Source organism: Vibrio atlanticus, from assembly GCF_024347315.1.
Lineage (GTDB): Bacteria > Pseudomonadota > Gammaproteobacteria > Enterobacterales > Vibrionaceae > Vibrio > Vibrio atlanticus.
This window is the reverse complement of sequence record NZ_AP025461.1, coordinates 1,153,636-1,172,861: the sequence shown is the minus strand read 5'-3', so window position 1 is coordinate 1,172,861 and position 19,226 is coordinate 1,153,636. Positions and strand designations below refer to the sequence as shown.

At 42.9% G+C, this 19,226-nt stretch carries 16 protein-coding genes and 1 pseudogene; 11 read left to right on the top strand and 6 right to left on the bottom strand.

Annotated elements, in window-relative coordinates; translation table 11 throughout:
* Positions 1 to 179: 179 nt before the first annotated feature.
* From OCV30_RS20940 to OCV30_RS20920, 5 genes are all read left to right on the top strand, one after another.
* The gene (locus OCV30_RS20940) at positions 180 to 1,919 is read left to right on the top strand and encodes a bifunctional metallophosphatase/5'-nucleotidase (protein WP_009845307.1); all 1,740 of its coding nucleotides are present in this window, start codon (positions 180 to 182) and stop codon (positions 1,917 to 1,919) included.
* Between the two features lie 609 nt (positions 1,920 to 2,528).
* Positions 2,529 to 3,530 carry a TerC/Alx family metal homeostasis membrane protein gene (locus OCV30_RS20935; protein WP_065678996.1) on the top strand — a complete coding sequence of 334 codons (1,002 nt, stop codon included), beginning with the start codon at positions 2,529 to 2,531 and terminating at the stop codon, positions 3,528 to 3,530.
* A 313-nt stretch (positions 3,531 to 3,843) separates the two neighbouring features.
* Complete coding sequence (locus OCV30_RS20930) at positions 3,844 to 4,032, top strand: hypothetical protein (protein ID WP_009845310.1); 189 nt, start codon at positions 3,844 to 3,846, stop codon at positions 4,030 to 4,032.
* 214 nt (positions 4,033 to 4,246) lie between these two features.
* A complete protein-coding gene (locus OCV30_RS20925; RefSeq protein ID WP_065678997.1) occupies positions 4,247 to 4,987 on the top strand; it encodes a DUF1223 domain-containing protein in 741 nt (246 codons plus the stop codon).
* A gap of 141 nt (positions 4,988 to 5,128) precedes the next feature.
* Complete coding sequence (locus OCV30_RS20920) at positions 5,129 to 6,415, top strand: DEAD/DEAH box helicase (protein WP_065678998.1); 1,287 nt, start codon at positions 5,129 to 5,131, stop codon at positions 6,413 to 6,415.
* Positions 6,416 to 6,673: 258 nt separating this feature from the next.
* Here the strand turns inward: OCV30_RS20920 and OCV30_RS20915 are convergent, their stop codons facing one another.
* From OCV30_RS20915 to OCV30_RS20900, 4 genes and pseudogenes are all read right to left on the bottom strand, one after another.
* Positions 6,674 to 7,468, bottom strand: a complete 795-nt coding sequence (locus OCV30_RS20915; protein WP_065678999.1) for a hypothetical protein — start codon at positions 7,466 to 7,468, stop codon at positions 6,674 to 6,676.
* Positions 7,469 to 7,599: 131 nt separating this feature from the next.
* Positions 7,600 to 8,157 carry a PhnA domain-containing protein gene (locus tag OCV30_RS20910; protein WP_009845316.1) on the bottom strand — a complete coding sequence of 186 codons (558 nt, stop codon included), beginning with the start codon at positions 8,155 to 8,157 and terminating at the stop codon, positions 7,600 to 7,602.
* Positions 8,158 to 8,380: 223 nt separating this feature from the next.
* Positions 8,381 to 10,823 (bottom strand): annotated as a pseudogene (locus OCV30_RS20905) (VolA/Pla-1 family phospholipase).
* Positions 10,824 to 10,836: 13 nt separating this feature from the next.
* Positions 10,837 to 12,096 (bottom strand): outer membrane protein transport protein, encoded by a 1,260-nt coding sequence (locus OCV30_RS20900; RefSeq protein WP_065679000.1) that lies wholly within the window; start codon positions 12,094 to 12,096, stop codon positions 10,837 to 10,839.
* Positions 12,097 to 12,453: 357 nt separating this feature from the next.
* On the opposite strand from OCV30_RS20900, the gene OCV30_RS20895 reads away from it, so the two are divergent.
* On the top strand, positions 12,454 to 13,536 hold the full coding sequence (locus OCV30_RS20895; RefSeq protein WP_065679001.1) for a site-2 protease family protein: 1,083 nt from the start codon (positions 12,454 to 12,456) through the stop codon (positions 13,534 to 13,536).
* A 115-nt stretch (positions 13,537 to 13,651) separates the two neighbouring features.
* Here the strand turns inward: OCV30_RS20895 and OCV30_RS20890 are convergent, their stop codons facing one another.
* Entirely contained in the window at positions 13,652 to 14,440 is a 789-nt protein-coding gene (locus OCV30_RS20890; RefSeq protein ID WP_065679002.1) for a M48 family metallopeptidase, read from the bottom strand.
* A 184-nt stretch (positions 14,441 to 14,624) separates the two neighbouring features.
* On the opposite strand from OCV30_RS20890, the gene OCV30_RS20885 reads away from it, so the two are divergent.
* The 5 genes from OCV30_RS20885 (at position 14,625) to OCV30_RS20865 (ending at position 18,415) form a co-directional block, all read left to right on the top strand.
* Complete coding sequence (locus OCV30_RS20885; protein ID WP_009845321.1) at positions 14,625 to 15,050, top strand: hotdog fold thioesterase; 426 nt, start codon at positions 14,625 to 14,627, stop codon at positions 15,048 to 15,050.
* Between the two features lie 73 nt (positions 15,051 to 15,123).
* Positions 15,124 to 15,357: a DUF3389 domain-containing protein gene (locus OCV30_RS20880; RefSeq protein WP_009845322.1), complete on the top strand. Its 234-nt coding sequence runs from the start codon at positions 15,124 to 15,126 to the stop codon at positions 15,355 to 15,357.
* Positions 15,358 to 15,511: 154 nt separating this feature from the next.
* Positions 15,512 to 17,203: an SgrR family transcriptional regulator gene (locus OCV30_RS20875; RefSeq protein WP_065679003.1), complete on the top strand. Its 1,692-nt coding sequence runs from the start codon at positions 15,512 to 15,514 to the stop codon at positions 17,201 to 17,203.
* Positions 17,204 to 17,233: 30 nt separating this feature from the next.
* Entirely contained in the window at positions 17,234 to 18,142 is a 909-nt protein-coding gene (locus OCV30_RS20870) for a DMT family transporter (RefSeq protein WP_065679004.1), read from the top strand.
* Between the two features lie 21 nt (positions 18,143 to 18,163).
* Positions 18,164 to 18,415: a hypothetical protein gene (locus OCV30_RS20865; RefSeq protein WP_065679005.1), complete on the top strand. Its 252-nt coding sequence runs from the start codon at positions 18,164 to 18,166 to the stop codon at positions 18,413 to 18,415.
* Between the two features lie 79 nt (positions 18,416 to 18,494).
* On the opposite strand, the gene OCV30_RS20860 is transcribed toward OCV30_RS20865, so the two are convergent.
* Positions 18,495 to 19,103, bottom strand: a complete 609-nt coding sequence (locus OCV30_RS20860) for a DUF2238 domain-containing protein (RefSeq protein WP_065679006.1) — start codon at positions 19,101 to 19,103, stop codon at positions 18,495 to 18,497.
* Between the last annotated feature and the right edge of the window lie 123 nt (positions 19,104 to 19,226).

Sequence of the window (19,226 nt, the reverse complement as noted above, 5' to 3'; positions counted from 1 at the left end):
CATAATCGAAAAACACAAATCTGGTATGCTCACCTGTCACAAAACCCGTTGTTTATTTATACGGTGCAAAATGAGATTTTCGATCTATCTCGAGTATTTTTTTGCAGTGCAGTTTCATAAAATTCACGATTCTGTCATGATTCTCGACCTAGTATGAAGGGACAAAGAGAGAAGAAAATATGACTAAAAAGAATAAGCCGACAAAAATAGTGTTGGCACACATCAACGACACCCACTCATACTTTGAACCAACCTCGTTACAGCTATCACTTAAAATGAACAACCACATCATTGAACCTTATGTCAGTACTGGTGGCTTTGCTCGAATTTCAACACGCTTCAAACAAATAGAACAAGATGCCCAGCGTCAGAAGGTTGGAACCCTGTTCCTGCATGCTGGTGACTGCTTCCAGGGGACTTTGTACTTTTCTTTATTCAAGGGAAAAGCCAACGCCGATTTGTTGAATGCCCTTAATATAGATGCCATGACGCTTGGCAATCACGAGCTAGATATGGGTAATGAGCCCGTTGCGATTTTCGCGAAAAGAATCAAATTCCCACTGTTGGCCGGTAACTGGAATCTATCGAATGAGGATATCAATAAAACTCATACCTTAGCGGACAACGAAATTGTTAAACCCTATCTGACTGTAACGCGAAGTGCCTCTTTTATAACGAAAGAGTTTGATGGCGAGAAGGTTGCAATATTCGGCTTAAGCATCGACAAAATGGCAGGCATTGCCAATCCAGATATCGATACACCATTTGAAAATGCTTTAGAAACAGCAAAAGCGACCATTGAGCAGATTCATAAAGCTGGTATCAACAAGATTGTGTTACTTAGTCATCTTGGTTACGAAGCTGATTTAGAGTTAGCAGCCAACGTAACAGGTATTGGTGTCATTGTTGGTGGTCATAGTCATCGCTTACAAGGTGATTTCTCTGATATTGGCTTAGTTAAAGATGATGATTACGGAGTGAAAGTCGATGACACCTATGTTGTGCAAGCGGGTTTCCACGCCATGAGCCTAGGACACTGCGAAATCGAGTTCGATGCTGAAGGCAAAGTGACTCACTTCAACGGTAAGAACGAACTGCTGTTAGGCCGTCGACTGTTTATAGACGCGAAATTGAGTGAAGTAGGGCAAGACGATGCCCACGACATGGCATGTGAGTTTTTAAATAATCACCCTAATATTGCAGTGTGTAAAAAAGATCCTGAGCTGCAGAGTATTCTGACGGATAAATACCAGCCGAGAGTTCGAAAGCTTCAGCAACAAGTGATTGCTCATGCAGACACAACACTGCGCCATATTCGGATCCCGGATGAGAAAGGTCCAAGTCAGCTTGCGCCCTTGGTTGCTCAATCATTTCACTACCTAATGAACAAAAAAGGGCATCAGGTTGAATTTGCGATTCACAACTCTGGTGGAGTGCGAAATTCACTCAATAGTGGTGATGTATCCGTTGCCGATATTGCCGGAAAACTACTACCGTTTGCCGTACCCATTGGTGTGTATGAAGTAAAAGGTGAAACGATCGCTGGCATGCTTGAAGGTGCAATCAATAACGCGATCGATAATGGTGTCGTGGGCACAGGTTCCGGCAGCTTTCCTTATACTCATAATCTAAGGTTCTGCTACCACAAAGAAGCGCCTATAGGGCATAGGATTCACCATTTAGAAATACACTCTGAAACATCCGGTTGGCAGCCAGTTTCTCGTGACCGAATTTACCGAGGCGCGTCGTCAGCCTACACCATGAAAGGAAAAGAGGGCTATAACGCCGTCTTAGATATGATAGGTGATGGCGTGGTGACGACCGATTCTATGGCCGACTGTTTTATCGAGTTTCTACAAGAATACCCAGAGTCTCTTAAACACAATGAACCGCTGAATTGCATGGAGTGTTTTAGATAATCAGCATCAATGATTGCACTTAACATTATTAGTTATAGCTGTTTATAAATTTGGCACTGTTTATGCTTTATTCCTGCAGGTCACACTTCTTGTGGAGATAAGCATGGATAAGAAAGATTGGTTAGATGCAGTAGCGGTGGTTGGTTGGGTATCGGTTTGGTCTGCGTTAGTGTATTTGATACCGACTGCAGGATTGTAATTTACGCGAGATTGTAATTTGCGCAGAATTATTACTTGATCGTTTTGCAGTGTAACTACGCAGTGCCATCGTGAATTTGGTTAGCGGATTTATTCTTAGAATCAATTCGAGTGTCTATTTGACAGGGTGGCATCAATAAGAAAGGGGCATTTGCTCCTTTTTTGTATTTCTAGTGCAAATTTTAATAGACGAAACACAAATAGGGGAATATTATCCACGCGTTTGGGGAGTAGTTAGCGCAAGTTTACATGTCGTCATCTCGTTAGGCTAAGAGCCTATCCGGTATGTAAAGGTGAAATCCCATATTTCACTTCAACGAGACCAACGCAATCACAGTCAAGATCCGTCGTGGAACTTGATATGTTTTGTTTGCGGAAGGTCTTTGTACAGTTCTTCCGCCCGGAGGAATAATGAACTCAACTCAATCTCTATTATCTACAAATAGTGAATCCTTTTTTTCATCGCCAATCATGACGACTTATGCGGGTTTTTTCCTGCTAACAGTGATACTCGTCTCTATTGATATCTATCAGACTCGTGGTGGGAACGTCACAATTAAAAAAGCGGCAATCTGGAGCGTTTTTTGGTTTGTACTTGCATTTTTGTTTGCTGGTTCTATTTACTTATTCTGGGACATTTATGCGCCAAATAGTGACTACACAGCGCAAAAAGCAACCGTGTCATTCATTACGGGTTACTTGCTAGAAAAATCACTCAGTGTAGACAACCTATTTGTTTTCGCGATGATCTTTGCTCAATACCAAGTTCCTGAGCATCTAAGACCTCGTGCGCTTCTTTGGGGCGTAATTGGTGCACTGGTACTTCGTGCAATTATGATCGCACTAGGCGCACAGCTGTTGGCTGAATACCACTGGGTGCTTTACGTGTTTGCTGCGTTCTTGATTGGTACTGGTATTAAACTGGCGTTAGACAAGGGCGAAGAGGAAAGTGTAAATACACTACCAGAGAAGTTACTTCGTAAAGTGATGCCGGTAACAGAGGATTTTCATGGTCCTGCATTGTTGGTTAAACAGGGTGCAAAATGGGCATTCACTCCAATGATGTTGGTGATCGGTGCGATTGCAGTTATGGATGTGATGTTTGCACTGGATTCTATCCCAGCTATCTTTGCTGTGACGCAAGAACCGTTCCTGGTACTTGCTGCAAACGTATTTGCGCTACTTGGCCTTCGCTCTTTGTACTTTGTTCTGCAAGGCATGATGGATAAGTTCATCTACTTGAAGCCAGCATTGGCGTTCATCATGGTCTTCATTGGTGTGAAAATGCTACTGGTCGACAGCGAATGGGCTATCCCAACGTATTGGTCGTTAGCGGTGCTGATTTCTACTATGACGATTGCGGTTATAGCGTCGATTTATGCGAAGAAGCCAGACATTGAACAAGTGAATTAGAAACAAATATAACTTATCGAAAAGTTTATAATCGGTACGTGGCCGATGAAGTTGGAAATTTATTTATGTAAATTTTTTGTGACATTGGCCACTGTGATTTGAAGGGTATTTGTACTAAATGCATGATTTTAACGCCATTGTGAATTTATAGTCACCATTTGTGAATATGTATTTTCATGCGTTGTTAACGGTTTGTTTTATTAGAAAAACTAATCTGAAAGTCCAAATTTAGTCATTTTTTAACGTGTAAAAAATCACCTATTATTCTTGTCATCAGAACGAACCACTTAAACAAATTTATAGAGAGGCAATCATGGCTCAAGCAATGCAAATGAATACTATCGCTGTTCCTAACTCTATGGATAAGAAGACCTACTCGGTTAACTTCAAAGGATTGATTGCACACATTTTCGATATTCTTTTTGTAGACAACTCTCCACGTAGTTACTACTCAAGCGACCTATCTGGTCACATGCAACGCGATATCGGTATTAACCGTTAATCTCTGCGTTAACATGTAAAAATAAAGAATTTTAAGAAAACGCCAGCTTCTGAAGCTGGCGTTTTTGTATCTGCAATAAGCTGTGTATCTCAAAGAAACTAAGCATTTGAAATAAACTAAGCACCTGAAAGAAACTCATCACCTGAAAGAAATATTTAGGCATAACGGTCTGTATTTGAGCGCCAGTAAATTCGCTTCGTACAAGGATCACGGTATGTCACACGCCAGCTGCAACTCACCATTGATTAAACTCTGTTTACTTGCCTTACCGATCGGCTTTTACTCTTCTGTGTCGATTGCACAAACCTGGAGTAATGAAGGTCAACCTGCGCAGGTTATCGAACTGTTCACCTCTGAAGGTTGTTCAAGTTGTCCGCCTGCTGATGCCTACCTTAGTACTTTTGAAGACCACCCTAAACTTTGGACACAAGTCATTCCGCTCGCCTATCACGTCGATTATTGGGATTACCTAGGGTGGGGAGATAAGTTCGCGAGTAAGGCATTCAGTCAGAAGCAACGCTTGTACAAAGCTTATGGAGTAACAAGTGGCGTTTATACTCCGGGATTTATCGTTGATGGAAAAGAGTGGCGCGGTTACTTTGATTGGCTCGATAGAAATCTCCCTTCGCTCCAACAACAAATTAATCCTAAATTAACAGTGAACCATAAAGGCGATACGTTCAGCGTGCATTACGAAGGCAAAGGTGATTATGTCGCTCATATTGCCTTATTGGCGATGAACGAAGTCACCAGCGTTAAAGCGGGCGAGAACAGAGGTAAGAAACTTGAGCACGATTTTGTCGTGGTTTATGACGGCTATCGACGTGGTGAGTCTGAATGGCAATTCAATGTCGATTTTGATCCATTAGTCGCCACGCCAGATGCTGTAGCCGTGTGGTTAACCGAACCTAACTCGTATACACCGGAACAAACGGTAGCAGGGTGGCTGAATTAAACTTGCGATAACTTGATACTGGATGTGTTGTACTGGGGCTAATTGCTAAAACACGAGAGAAAGGGGCGATTTAGTTACGTAATACTGCTGAAATACGTTAATATAGCGCGCTATTATTTTAGCTTTGAGTTCCTGCAATTAATGACTAACACCACAACACCAACCAACTTCTCTGATCTTGGCTTGATCTCTCCTTTGATGGCTCGTCTTACCGAGCTTGAATACCAACAGCCAACGCCTATCCAAGCGCAAGTTATTCCAAGTGTGTTAGCAGGACGCGACCTAATTGCAGGCGCAAATACAGGTTCAGGTAAAACTGCAGCATTTGCACTTCCACTGTTACAAAAGATCCATGAAGATGCACCTTTAGACCGTCGTTCGGGCAAAGGTAACTATGTTTCTGGCCTTATCTTGGTTCCTACACGTGAGCTTGCTAAGCAAGTTGCCGATAGCGTTAAGTCTTACGCAGTACATTTCAACGGTGCAATCAAAACCGTTTGTGTATTTGGTGGTGTATCGGTAAACACTCAGATGCAAGCGCTACGTGGCGGCACTGATATCTTGGTGGCAACGCCGGGTCGTTTACTGGATCTGATCTCAAGCAACGCTATCAAACTCGATAAAGTAAAAACGTTAGTGCTTGATGAAGCTGACCGAATGTTAAGCCTTGGTTTTACAGAAGAACTAGACGCGATCTTGAAACTTCTGCCAAGCAAAAAACAAACCTTGTTGTTCTCTGCGACTTTCCCTGAGCAAGTTAAAACGCTGACTCACGAACTACTGAACGATCCTATTGAAGTGCAACTTCAGAGTGCTAATGCGAGCACGCTAGTTCAGCGTGTATTCGAAGTCGAAAAAGGCCGTAAGACCGCATTGCTAGCCCACCTGATTCAACAACACGAATGGCGCCAAGCTCTGATCTTCGTGAATGCGAAGAACAGCTGTGAACATTTGGCTGACAAGCTTTACAAGCGCGGTATTATCGCAGAAGTATTCCACGGCGATAAAGGGCAGGGTTCACGTACTCGTATTCTTGAAGATTTCAAATCTGGCGAGATTGACGTTCTGATCGCGACAGACATCGCAGCTCGTGGCTTAGATATTGAGAAGCTTCCAGTGGTTATCAACTTTGACTTACCACGTAGTCCATCAGACTACATGCACCGTATTGGCCGAAGTGGTCGTGCGGGAGAGGTTGGTTTAGCATTATCTTTGATCGATCACGAAGACTACCATCACTTCACGATCATCGAGAAGAAGAACAAAATTCGTCTTGAGCGTGAGCAAATCGAAGGCTTTGAAGTAGATGAAGAGGCAACCGCTGCACTTGTTGCTGCATTAAAACCGGTTGCGCCACCAGCAGGAACTGGTAAGAAGAAAAAGAAGAAAGCACCTAAAAACCAAGACGTTTGGTTGAGAAATAACTAAATTAAGAATGGTTAGATTATAGATACAAGAAAGGCGCTCAATTGAGCGCCTTTTTTCGCGTTTATAGTAGGTACTGTGTCCTATTTGTTTGCTCTTAGTAAATGCTCTTCCTTGGTAACTATCATTCTCAAAAGAAAGAGAGCTAAACCAATGATTACATTTACTGAAGGTCGATTGTTCGTCAAAACATTTTTCTTATTTAAGGACAAAGAAAAACCGCTCACATTGGAACGGTTTAGTAAAAGATAGGGCAAAAATTTAAAGAGAAAGCTGTTTGTGCTTCTTAATCTTGTCATTGTGTAGCTTGATGTGATTTGCGTATTTCGTTTTCTTCTTTTTATCATGACCTTTATAAGCATGATGATTTTCAATCACTTGGCTGATATCTACTGGCGGAGCCTCTGGTGAGGAGGCGGTACTGTAGCCTGCATTTTTATGTTCGTTCATCGTGCCTCCTTCTCTGTGTGCTTTGATTGAATTGATAAGGTTCTCTGTTAATGAGTATATATTGTCCACTGCATCATTGCCAATATCTTCCATATCCTCGAAATAGTCTTCACCATTTAGGGTGTAGTGGTAATGGCTAACAGGAGGGCCTGATAGGGAGTCTAACTTACAAGCTTCTTCTACTGCAGCTTTTGTTTGGTAGCTGTTAGTATAGGAGAGCCTTGCATGGTTACCACCAGTGCCGCCGTAAACTAAGCCTTGATCATTATTGCAACCTCGGTGCGTGATCGTCCAGTTTGAAGTAGTGACAATCGCATAGGCGAGCGCGCCATAACCCTGATCTTTAGCATAAGCAGCAGCTTTAGCATAAGTTTCGTCATTGATTAATCCAAGCGACAGGGCTTGTTGTAATAGAATCTGTTCGTAGCAGCCCGCGTAGAAAATAACTTTTTCTGTCTGAATAATAGCTTGCTGATCTTCATCGAAAACGTCGAGATCAGATATAAAGAGATACTTATCAAGTGGTTTAGCAACCTCTAAACCTTGTTGATTGGTCCATAATGAATCACAAGCCCCAGAGCTACTATCAATCAGAAAAGTGGTCATTACAAATCCATAATTACTTGTTTAATTTGTCTAACAATACATCAATTATCATTACTGATAACTAGAGAATAATATAATACAAGAAAGGCGCTCAATTGAGCGCCTTTCTTAATTCTACGAGTAAAAAGTCATTACTTCTTACGGCAGAACTCAGCGATTACGTACATTGATTGACCGCCATTTGTTTTACCAGAAACAAGCTTAGGATCGTCACCAACGCTGATGCCACGGATAACAGTACCTTGCTTAATCACTTGGTTAGTACCTTTGATTGGCAGGTCTTTGATTACTGTTACGTCGTCACCTTTTTTAAGCTCAACGCCGTTCACATCAAGAGGTTTATCATCAGCAGACATGCCGATTTGTGCCCAAACTGATGTTTCTTCTTCAAGGTACATCATGTCTAGTGCGTCTTGAGCCCAGCTTTCAGTGTTAAGACGAGTAAGTTGACGCCATGCCGTTACTTGAACTGGCGCTTCTTGACTCCACATGCTGTCGCTTAGGCAGCGCCAGTGGTTGATATCTTTAGGCTCGTCAATCTCACCAAGGCATTTGTCACATACCATGATGCCGTGATCCACTGTTACGTGGCTGTGTGGCGGTACTGCGTACGCAGTAAGAGAAGAATCAGAACCACATAGTTCACATTTAGATTGGCAGCGTTCTAGCATAGTAGCTTCAGAAGACATAATGGACTCACATTTATTAGGTATTAATTACGGGGCTATTATCCACTTTATTTACAATAAAGAAAGAGGTCGTACGGTATTCTGTCTTGATTAATTTTAGCTGAGATCAACCATTTGTGTTTTAAGGTTCTATGCAAACGGTTAACTAGGGACGATGGGGTGTCGATAGATACAAAAATGCCAGCGGTTAGGCTGGCATTTGTTTTTGATAGAAAGGTAAATTTTACTCCAAAACAGAGCCTGCGTTTGATACTGAATCCAACTTGTTGTCCACCAAAAAATCTACAGCTTCAGCCTGCATCTCTGCGTAATGAGCTGAATCAAGAGGTGTCGGAGTCGTTGTATCTTTCGGTAATACAAAAGTACTGTGAAAAGCAACATCATTAAACTTAACAAAGTCTTTGGTGCCATTTGGTGTCGTATTGCTTGAATCCACAACAGTTAAACCAAGCTTTGTCGCCAACGGAGTTGTTCCTGCAAACGGAGCACTCGCAACTGAATTAGGTACCGTGTCATCGTCCTTAACTTGTCCCATATAAATAGGTAGTACAGGTGAACCAGAGCTTAACAGGTGATCAGCGTTAGTGAACGGATCGATGGTATCCAACACGGTTTGAGCTGCATACGCGAATTGCTGAAATGCAGCCGTCATCACTGCTAGTTGGGCTGTGGTTGCATTAGTTTCAAACGTTTCGTAGCAGAGTTTGTCTGATAAGCTGGCACAGGTAGCACTTGCGAAACTCGCGTATTCCGTTGAAGCGCTCAACGCAACATTGTGTTTAACCTGAGGACCAAACTCTGTAGAACCGAGTAGAAGGTTAGATATTTGACCACCAGAGTTTTCAAAAGCTGCAGAACTAAACGAATACAGAGCATCTGCCGTTGCAGTACCTAAAGTGCGGTTAGAAGCTGCAACTGCCGTCGTTCCAACAATACCGCCGAGTGAGTGGCCTAAGAACTTCACTTGTGAGCCAGTAGCTAGGTTAAAGGCCTTCAATGGAGAAGTACCGAGTCTGAGAGCTTTTAATGAAACAGCTAAAGATGCGCGTAAGCCCATTACATCAAGCGCACTTTGACGTACGTTATCGCGAGCGACGGGTAAGTTCGCTAAGTTTAGATAAGCTAAAACGTCAGCGTTTGCCGAACGAGTATCATCCAAACTGCGTGTACCGTGGAGCGGTAAGTCAATGGCCAATACTGCTACACCCGCTTTTGCAAGGTTGTAAGCGAACGCATAAGCGTTTTCTTTCGCTGAGGTGATACCGTGTTGGTAGATCACAACATTAGTAGGATCAGAACCATTTGGAGTAAACAGTAAGAATTCGACGTCTTCTAATGATTTAACTTGAGGAACAGGTGAGTATTTGGTGATGACTCGCTCGCTATCAAGTGCTGAACCATCTTTAAGAGTCAAATTTAAACCAATGAGTTTAAGCTGCTCTGTTTGACTCGTCGCTAATATACTTGCATCAATACCAGCAGCTATAAGCTGAGCGGCCATGTTCGCCTTTTCTGCACTATTACTGAGGGCATTTGAAACCTTAGCTAGGCTAGGCATACCTGACTCAAAGGGCTGAGAATTCCATTTGCTGCTGCTTGTTTCTAAGTAGTGAGGTAACTTAACCGACCCTTGACTTACATTGACATCTGCATTTGATGCATCGTACATCGCCCCAATAGCAAATTTGGCTTTAGCAATCTTAGTCGAGTCACCGCCACCAATGTATTTATCAAAATCAGTGTCATTTGCTAATGCTGTTTTGAATGTGACTGCAGGAAGAAACGACATAGTGTACGCGGCTTTTAGGTCAACCGAATTAGGGTTTGCACTGCCTTTCCATACACCGTTTAGGTTCGCAGAAGCCAACCCAGTCGCTGTTGCTGCTTTTGTTGCGAAAAGGGAACCGCCAACCGATTCGGTGGTAAACCACGTCGAGTAGATGATGTCTTTGCTATCAAGGCTAACTTTGCCAGCGGCATTTGCCCCTGCAAAGATTTGCTCTACACCCTGAGTTACTTTCTGAGCTTGAGCTAAGCTGCCGTCAGTATACGTTACTGAACTTGATTTCAGAGCCGCGTAGCTTGACGACATTCCGACCGGGTCGCCATTAACATCCGTCAGTTCATTCGACAGTGCCAACAAGTATTCGCTTGAAGCATCGAGTGAATCTTTAAATACAATAGTAAAGGCATCCGTTGCAGCGCTAGATAACACATTAAAGTGCGTACCTAGAGTCAGTACGTCTGTAACCTTTGGCGCTGTTGTGGATGTCAGTGAACTGCTAAGTTTTAGAATGTAAACGCCGCTAGTCGCGACACCGTCGGCAAGACCGGTACCTTCGAAATTCATAACGATTGGCATCGAAGTAGACCAGCCATCCATCCATGGTATTCATTGCCGCAATTGGATTCGTTAACGAATCTTTACCACCCGTTGGTAATCCTAGAGTGCCATCCGTCGTGTCCATCAGAGCAAAGCTTGGCAGTGGAACCGCTTTGTTCGCACCACTTAGATGAAACTTAATACTCGTTGTGCGAGCCAGTGAATCTTGAATGTACTGCTCATATTTAACGGCAGTTGAGGCACCTGAACTCGAAGAGTCATCACCACAACCAGCAAGAAACATCGCCGAAGCAAGCAGCGAAACACTAAATAACTTTTTCATGTTTGAATTCCGTTTAGTTAAAGGTGTAGTTCAATTGAATTGCAGATAGGTAAGCTACTGCATCACCTGAAAATTCAAGCTTTTGACCCAATTTATTGGTCTCAGTGAAGTCACCACCTTTGCTTTGTACAAGGGCAAAACCAGCATCAATAGAAAGATCTGGGCTGTACTGGTAAGTCAAACCTGTGCTGTACCAGTAACGATCGCTGTCTGGGATACTTAAAGTCGTTTGGCCAGCTTGTTCGTCATAAGCAAGACCCGCTCTTAGAGTCCACTCTTTATTCAACTGATAAGTCGCACCCAACGAGTAGCGGTTGTTATCCTCGTAGTGCTCTGTCTTTTTAAAACACACACCATCTTTACAATCTGGACTGGTCGCTTTAAGTTCTTTAAAGCTGCTCCAACCCGTTTGTTGCCAACCGTAGTGGACAGCCCACTGTTCGGTCAATTGGTGGAAAGCAGATATTTCAATAATTGAAGGTAAGGTGATTTTTAAGCGGCCAGTCGTTGCAGTTGCGCTACCTTGTACGATTCCACCGGTGTAATCTTTGAAATCACCATCGTCAAAATCAAGGTCAACTTCCGAACGATAAGCGATAGAAAATCGATTGTTTTCATTCAATTCATATAAGCCACCCACATTCCAACCAAATGCGAATGTTTCGCCAGTCATACTGATTAATTTCGTCGACGAAGGATCACCAGTAACATTTGAAATAGCACCTTGGTGTCGGTTGAGTTCAGCTTCTGCATAAACAAGGTTTACGCCAGCACCAATGCTGAATTGGTCGTCGATTCTATACGCTACGTTTGGGTTTAAATTGACAGACATTAGTGATGTATCACCAGCTAGATCACCCGCGTAGATATCATCTGGGTAATCGGTAGCAACACCGTAGTTGGAAAACATACCAATGCCCCAAGCCCATTGCTCATTAATTGGGCTAATGTAGTAAGCACCAGGTACAATTTGAAGGGGAGCGACGTCTTTAGATGTCTGACTTTGTCCGCCAGAACCTGGAACATTGTTTTGAGTAATGTCTACTTCTGGATCAACGACAGAAACCGCGCCTGAAAATTGGGCTGTATCAAATAGGGTCATTGCAGCGGGGTTTCTCGCAAGTACACTCGCGTTATCGGCAACTGCACCTTCACCTGAGAATGCGCGTCCAAGGCCTGAGGCAGAGTGCTCAGCAACTTGGAAACCAGCCGCAAGTGAATTACATGCAAATAGCACAGAAAGCGAAACGAGAGAGCGTTGTATTGTTTTCATCCTTGACCCTCCTAGGGCATCAAATCTCATTCTTATTGTTGAAAACACACTGAGCATTCTTATTTGTGATGCTCCAATGTAAATGACATGTTAAATTCATGTTTCATGTAAAGTCAAAGAATGAGTTATCATTTTGTGAAGTTATAATTTTACGGGGCGGGACTTTAACATTTATAATATGCATACAATCAATGCTTTATTCGTGGTTGGAGGTGTGACCAGAATGTTTATGCGCATTATCGGAATAAATAGTGTTCAATTGCTTAAATATGTAACAACTTCGTTTGTGTTTACCGTTAATCGCTAAATCGGCATAATACGGTTTCATTTACGATGGCATTAAATTGGAATTTAAGTTTGGAATTACTCGCGATAGAGTTTCTTGGAAAACCGCTTCGTTTAGAAGGTTCAATGGCTGGTTGGCAACAACTGTTCTGGGATAATACACTTGTGTCTCAACTGGATGCGACCTCAGAGCAAGATAATGCTCGAACTCACTCATTCATGTTGCAATCTGGCGAAGATACGTTGCAGTGTCACGTCGAAGCGTCAGTTCAATGGCAGCCATTTGAGATGTACTACAAAGCCTCCGTCAATGGTCAAACGATTGCCGAAGGTAACCGCGACACTAAAGACATCGAGCAACAAACCCCCGTTGTAGCACCTAAACCTGAGAAGCGTTTTAGCTTAATTGGATTAGTGTCGCTTGGTATGAAAGCATTAAAAAGTGCCAAGCTAATCAAAGTCGTACTTGCCTCAGCGAGCTTAGCTGCGTATTCATGGCTGTTTTCAATTCAATTTGCTTTAGCTCTAATCGCTTGCCTTATGTTCCATGAATACGGCCATATTAGAGCGATGAAATACTTTGGTATGAAGACCAAAGGCATCTATTTGATACCATTCCTTGGTGGTTTAGCGTTATCCGATGAGAAGATCAATACGCGCTGGCAAGATGTAGTTATCTCAATCATGGGGCCATTGTTCGGATTGATATTGTCTTTGGTGTTTATGGTGTTGTACTGGATCACTGGCGAGATGTTCTTTGCTGGGCTTGCGGTATTTAACGCCCTATTGAACTTGTTTAATCTATTGCCAATTCTGCCTCTCGATGGCGGACATGTACTGAAAAGTATCAGTTTCTCAATGAACAGCGTGCTTGGTATTGTATTGTGTATCGCAGCCGCTGTTGCTGGTGTGGTACTGAGTTATCAGTTGAATCTGACCTTGTTTGGTTTCTTATTGATTATGGGTAGTGTGGAAATACTGTTCGAATGGAAAGGGCGTCACCACAGTCACTTGTTGCCATTAGACAAATACGGTCAAGTCGTGTCGTTTGTTTGGTATGTGGGTTTGGTGAGTAGTTTGATAGGTGTTATCTGGTATTTTGCATCAACGGGTGATCAACTATTAAGCCTACCATTACAAATTCTAGGCACTTAATGAGTTAATGCTTTTTGTTCGAAGTTTGAATAACTAATTAAGCTGATTCACTAAAAACGCCTTAACCAATATGGATAGGGCGTTTTAGCATTCGAGATCAGAAAAGAACATCAAACTATGTTTTGCAATTTGGCCTTGGTGATCCCGATTGAGGTAACGTTTTTATCGTCGCTTGCAGATCTTTGATACGCGTACTGTGCGAAGGGTGTGTAGAAAGCAGTTCTGGCGGCTGATTACCACCCGATGCCTTCGCCATGTTTTGCCATAGGTCGACACTTTGGTTGGGATCGAATCCAGCTCTAGCCATATACTCTAGGCCAACAACATCGGCTTCAGACTCTTGAGTTCGCCCATACGGTAGAATAACGCCATACTGAACGCCTAAACCTAAAGCAGCCATCGTCATACCTTGATATTGGCTGTATTCTGATGCGCCTAATGCGATGCTAGTAACCGATAAACCAGTGTTAGCGATTTGAGACTGAGATAGGCGCTCGTTACTGTGGTCTGCTAAAACATGCGCCACTTCGTGCCCGATAACTGTCGCGAGTTGGTCTTGATTAACCGCTACCTTAAGTAACCCGGTATATACGCCAATTTTTCCGCCTGGTAGGGCGAATGCGTTTACTTGGTCACTGTCAAAGACAACAACTTCCCATTCACTAAAACCTTGCTTAGGAATATATTGCGTGATGCTGTTTGCAACGCACTGTACATAAGCGTTCGTTTTCGCATCTTTGCTGATGGGTTGTTCTTTCTTCATTTGTTCAAAAGACTGTGCTCCAAGCTGAGACATATCTTTATCTGAAAAAAGCAGTAATTGGTTTCTGCCTGTTGGCGAAGCGCTGCATGCACTTAGCCCTGCAAGTGTAAGAAGCGAGGCAAACTTCATCCATGACGTCATACAATATCCTCTGTGTATTCGGTTTTTATGCATGTTAACATCAACTTGTGTAATAGCTAGTAGCAGTAAGATAACTATTTCGGTAATAAGCGCAGCGATAATGCTAACGTTATTGGTTTTATCAACCTGTTAACGATGATAAAACTGCACACGCGATAACAAAGCCAATAATTAAGGAACCTACATGAGTATTTGGAAAAAGCCCGTTGACCTAGAGATCTTCAACGCGACCTCAAAAAATACCTTAATTGAACACCTCAATATTGTATACACCGAGGTCAACGACAACTCTTTGGTGGCAACCATGCCGGTTTGTCATTTTACCCACCAACCTTTAGGTATGCTCCATGGCGGCGCATCGGTTGTATTAGCAGAAACGCTTGGCTCATTGGCTGCTAATTTTTGCGTTCCAGAAGGCTACTATTGCGTTGGGCTAGATATCAACGCAAACCACGTTAGATCAATGCGTGATGGCCATGTTGTCGGTACTGCTGAGCCTATTCACTTGGGTGTGTCTACCCAAGTATGGCAGATAAACATCACTGATGAGCGTCAACGCTTAGTCTGTACAAGTCGTTTAACTATTGCCGTGAAGAAACATAAGCGATAATAGGCTAAGCATTAGTTAGCTGTGTTTGTATTTATAAGAAGTAATCTGTATTTAAAAATAGTCCGAGAAATCCATGGTCATAACGTTTAAAAGTGGGAAAATCATCGCAACCGCACATGAGCTTGTCGTTCGTTTGGATGGTGAGCACAGAGTAACGCTACAAGCTCAAGTTGATGCAATCCAACTGATAGGAAAAGGGGCAAATGTCATTTCAGCCAATGGTTCTGAATGCAAGTGGTCGATTAAATTAGACAACGAACAGCAGCTTCGAGATATTGCCAATGAAATCGGCTGCGATGTGATGTAATCGTATACTGCAAAAGTACTTAGACCTTCTATTTGAATCAAATCTTAGGACACCATACCTAATAAATCGCAAGAAAATCACATCAGTAAGATTGATTTTAAGTCTTAAAATAGGGAAACTGAATTCAATGTCCTTTGAATAAGGTTTCCTCTTTATGAGCAGCCCAAGACTTCGCGTTCAATTTGAAACCCTGTTTGAATACTTCGATGGTAAAGATTCTGATGTTCAGCTCGACGACATCACGGATGTGCTTTGTTGTACCCGTCGTAATGCCCGGATGGTACTCAATAAGCTTGAAGAAGAAGGATGGGTTGAGTGGTTACCTGCGGCTGGGCGAGGCAAGTTATCTCAACTTATTTTTAAGCAGAATCGTTGCGATGTCAGTGAAAACTTAGCAAGACGCTACTTACAAGAAGGTAAAATTGGACAAGCGCTGTCAGTGCTTGATCACAATGCAGCCAAGCTGACTCAAGTTATTCAAAATTACTTGGGTGTGCAATACCAGGAAGGTGAGCAGGTTATTCGTTTGCCTTATTACCGACCGCTTTCTATGCTTAACCCGACAAAGTCGATGCGACGATCTGAGCAGCATATTACCTGTCAGGTATTCAGTGGGTTAACACGTTTGGATGAGAACGATCAATTACAGCCCGATCTTGCTCATTCATGGCAAAAAATCAGCGATTATCAATGGCGATTCTTCTTGAGACCCGGAGTCCGTTTTCATAACGGAGAACCTTTGTTAACCAATCATGTTGTGGATACGCTGCTAGCACTCGAACCTCTCAATATGTTCTCACATATAAAAGACGTCTCTTCTCCGGCAAACTGTGTGGTTGATGTCTTTTTAACGCGACCAGATAAACACTTCCCACTCGCTTTGACTGAATCCGTTGCCAAAGTCACCTTACCGATGATTTTACGTGGTGAAGACTACGATATTCGACCGATTGGTACAGGCCCGTATCGCATTGAAAAGAATGATGATAAACAACTCGTATTAACGGCTTTCAACGGATATTTTGGCTTTAGGCCATTGATTGATCGTGTTGAGGTTTGGGTTGTTGATGAGGCTTACTCTTCAATGGTTTACCCAAGTCTTTCTAAGCCTGTAATGGCGGATCGCGGCGATAGCGACGAAGTCGAACTTGATCCCGGCTGTACCTATCTACTGTTGAATCGGAAAAAGGGCATCGCACAAGATCCTGCATGGGCGCAATTTTTATCTAATACTTTGAATGCGGCCGATCTGTTTGTACACATTCCGAAAGAAACTGTTATCGATTTGGGAGTGTTACACGCTTATGGGATAAAGCCCGGTTGGTATGACATCAAGTTGAACACGCCGGTTTGTCCACCAGCGAATGCGAAACCAACCATTAGATTGGCTTACCAATGCCAACACCCAATGTTTCCAACACTTGCGAAGGCTATTGTTACAGTGTTGAAGCAATATGACGTCGATGTTGAACTTTATGGTTACGAAACCGATCCTCCACACGCCGATAATGTCGATATTTGGATTAATCCAATGGGTATCGCTAACAATAGAGATGACGCGTTAGCAGGCTGGTTGATGGATTACAGCTTTCTCGATGAATCTAGCCCGGCAGAAGACTTCGATCAATGGTGTCACATGATCGATCGTTGGCGCTCGGGCGAATTCGAGCAATTCCCAGCAAGACAGTTAGGTAAACAATTGGTGCAAAGCAATCAATTGATTCCAATGTTCCACTGTTGGTTAGGCGTTAACAAAGATCAATGCGGTACGCTGCAGAACGCAAAGTGTAATGCACTCGGTTGGTTCGACTTTAGCCAAGTTTGGGTAAAACCGGACGTTGACTAAGACCAGAGATAACTTGATTAGGACAACACGATGCAAACGGTGATGATCACATTTATAACGCTGGTGGCGTTTGCTGCCAATTCAGTGTTGTGTCGTTGGGCTTTGATGGATCAAACGATTGATCCTTTGAGTTTCTCGATCGTTCGTATCATATCGGGTGCCCTTACACTTCTGATTTTATTAACTTTGTCTTCCCACTCTAAGTCTAGAGAGGAGCTAGTAAACAACGACAAGTCGGTAGAGACAAAGCTCAAATTACAGTTTCAATTCACATCAATATTGTCACTCCTCGTTTATATGTTTGGTTTCTCGTTTGCTTACTTAGAGCTTGGTGCAGGTCTCGGTGCTTTGGTCCTGTTTGTCGCGGTTCAATTCACGATGATTGCCGCACACCTGTTAGCAGGCAACAGAATGTCATTGTTAGAGTGGTGTGGTTGTTTGTTGTCAGTTTCTGGGCTCGTTTACTTACTCATGCCGACGGAATCGACAAGTTCGCCAGATATAACCTCAATCATATTGATGACTCTGGCTGGAATTGGGTGGGGCATTTATACACTGGCGGGTAAGAAATCCACGAACGCGTTGCAATCCACTACTGCCAACTTTGCATTTAGCTCGTTAGTGCTCCTTGTGTTACTAAGCCTGTTAGTTGTCATCCCTAATGTGGCATCGAAAATATCCATCACAGAACAAGGCTTGCTTTACGCAATATTGTCGGGCTCAGTGGCTTCTGGTGTGGGTTATAGTTTGTGGTATTACGTGGTGAAAAAACTGGATACAGTGGTCGCATCCATTGCACAGCTTTCTGTTCCCGTTATCGCGACACTTGGTGGCGTTTTGTTGTTATCTGAACCTGTTACTATGCAATTTATTATCTCATCGACTGTTATCTTACTTGGGATAAGCTTGGTTCTTGTCGCACCTAAACTTAAGAAATAAAGGGTTCAATCATTAACTTCTATGGCTAAACCAAACAAAAAACAACCGACCAAAACGGTTCAGATATTCTGCGCTAAATGTAAGACACAACTTTTCAAGTATCGAAAAGGCGGCAAAGGAGCGCTCGTAAAGTGTTTCAAGGAACGGATCGTTGAAGATTTCACAAAAGACCCTTGTGTGTGCCTTGAATGCGGAATTGAATTTGCGCGAGATACTTTGGTTCGAGGTACGCCTGCCTACAAATTTGTGGGTGGCAAGGTAACTATGAAGTAGTTGAGAAGAATAAATGCCGCAGCACATCATGCGTGTGGCATTTCACATTGTTTTTTATATTCAGAAGAAAGGTTAGAGCTTAATGAGCTCTAACTCGTCCTTGAAGTTGCAACAGTAATAGCGAGACAATGGCACCCGTTGTATCACACAGCATGTCTTTCTGTGCATCCCAAATATCACCTTGTGAGCCAAGGAACGCGATACCTTCATCACCACCTGCAATCTCTGCATACCACCATTCTATAATCTCGTAGCCAGCTGCTACACTCATGATCGCAAATAGGGCAAACAAACAGGCTAGTATCGGCTGAGCCAATTTCTTACGAATCAAATACTCTGCGAGTGGATAGGCATAAAGACCAATAGAGAAATGGGCTACTCGGTCAAAGTTATTGCGCTCAGAGCCGATAAGGTTATTGAACCAGTCAAATGGCACTTCTGAGAAGGTATATTTTGCGCCTATCGTGTGCAAAATAAGCCAGATAAACATCAGAGCATAAGCTGTCTTAGAAAAGGTGAGCTTGGTGGATAGCCACCATATCCCGATAAGAATACCGAGAGCAGGGACGATCTCAGCGATCCAAACGGCTCTTGAAGATGGCGCAAAGGCTGAAAAGAGAAAGATAACAAGATAGACAGCAGTTAGTGAGAGTAGAGGTCTATTTTGAGCAAGTGGCGTAATTGTCATCATCAGATCCTTTATAAGTTTTTTGTATAGTTACATAATAATGAACAGTGTTCAATTGTGTTCTAATCACTAGATTTGTTGAAAAGTAGTGTTATCGCCCAGTATCTAGACAAACGGTTGGCG

Bases quoted from the DNA above. Each gene is read 5' to 3' on its own strand.
- OCV30_RS20940 (WP_009845307.1), top strand. From the start codon at position 180: ATGACTAAAAAGAATAAGCCGACAAAAATAGTGTTGGCACACATCAAC.
- OCV30_RS20935 (WP_065678996.1), top strand. From the start codon at position 2,529: ATGAACTCAACTCAATCTCTATTATCTACAAATAGTGAATCCTTTTTT.
- OCV30_RS20930 (WP_009845310.1), top strand. From the start codon at position 3,844: ATGGCTCAAGCAATGCAAATGAATACTATCGCTGTTCCTAACTCTATG.
- OCV30_RS20925 (WP_065678997.1), top strand. From the start codon at position 4,247: ATGTCACACGCCAGCTGCAACTCACCATTGATTAAACTCTGTTTACTT.
- OCV30_RS20920 (WP_065678998.1), top strand. From the start codon at position 5,129: ATGACTAACACCACAACACCAACCAACTTCTCTGATCTTGGCTTGATC.
- OCV30_RS20915 (WP_065678999.1), bottom strand. From the start codon at position 7,468: ATGACCACTTTTCTGATTGATAGTAGCTCTGGGGCTTGTGATTCATTA.
- OCV30_RS20910 (WP_009845316.1), bottom strand. From the start codon at position 8,157: ATGTCTTCTGAAGCTACTATGCTAGAACGCTGCCAATCTAAATGTGAA.
- OCV30_RS20900 (WP_065679000.1), bottom strand. From the start codon at position 12,096: ATGAAAACAATACAACGCTCTCTCGTTTCGCTTTCTGTGCTATTTGCA.
- OCV30_RS20890 (WP_065679002.1), bottom strand. From the start codon at position 14,440: ATGACGTCATGGATGAAGTTTGCCTCGCTTCTTACACTTGCAGGGCTA.
- OCV30_RS20885 (WP_009845321.1), top strand. From the start codon at position 14,625: ATGAGTATTTGGAAAAAGCCCGTTGACCTAGAGATCTTCAACGCGACC.
- OCV30_RS20880 (WP_009845322.1), top strand. From the start codon at position 15,124: ATGGTCATAACGTTTAAAAGTGGGAAAATCATCGCAACCGCACATGAG.
- OCV30_RS20875 (WP_065679003.1), top strand. From the start codon at position 15,512: ATGAGCAGCCCAAGACTTCGCGTTCAATTTGAAACCCTGTTTGAATAC.
- OCV30_RS20870 (WP_065679004.1), top strand. From the start codon at position 17,234: ATGCAAACGGTGATGATCACATTTATAACGCTGGTGGCGTTTGCTGCC.
- OCV30_RS20865 (WP_065679005.1), top strand. From the start codon at position 18,164: ATGGCTAAACCAAACAAAAAACAACCGACCAAAACGGTTCAGATATTC.
- OCV30_RS20860 (WP_065679006.1), bottom strand. From the start codon at position 19,103: ATGACAATTACGCCACTTGCTCAAAATAGACCTCTACTCTCACTAACT.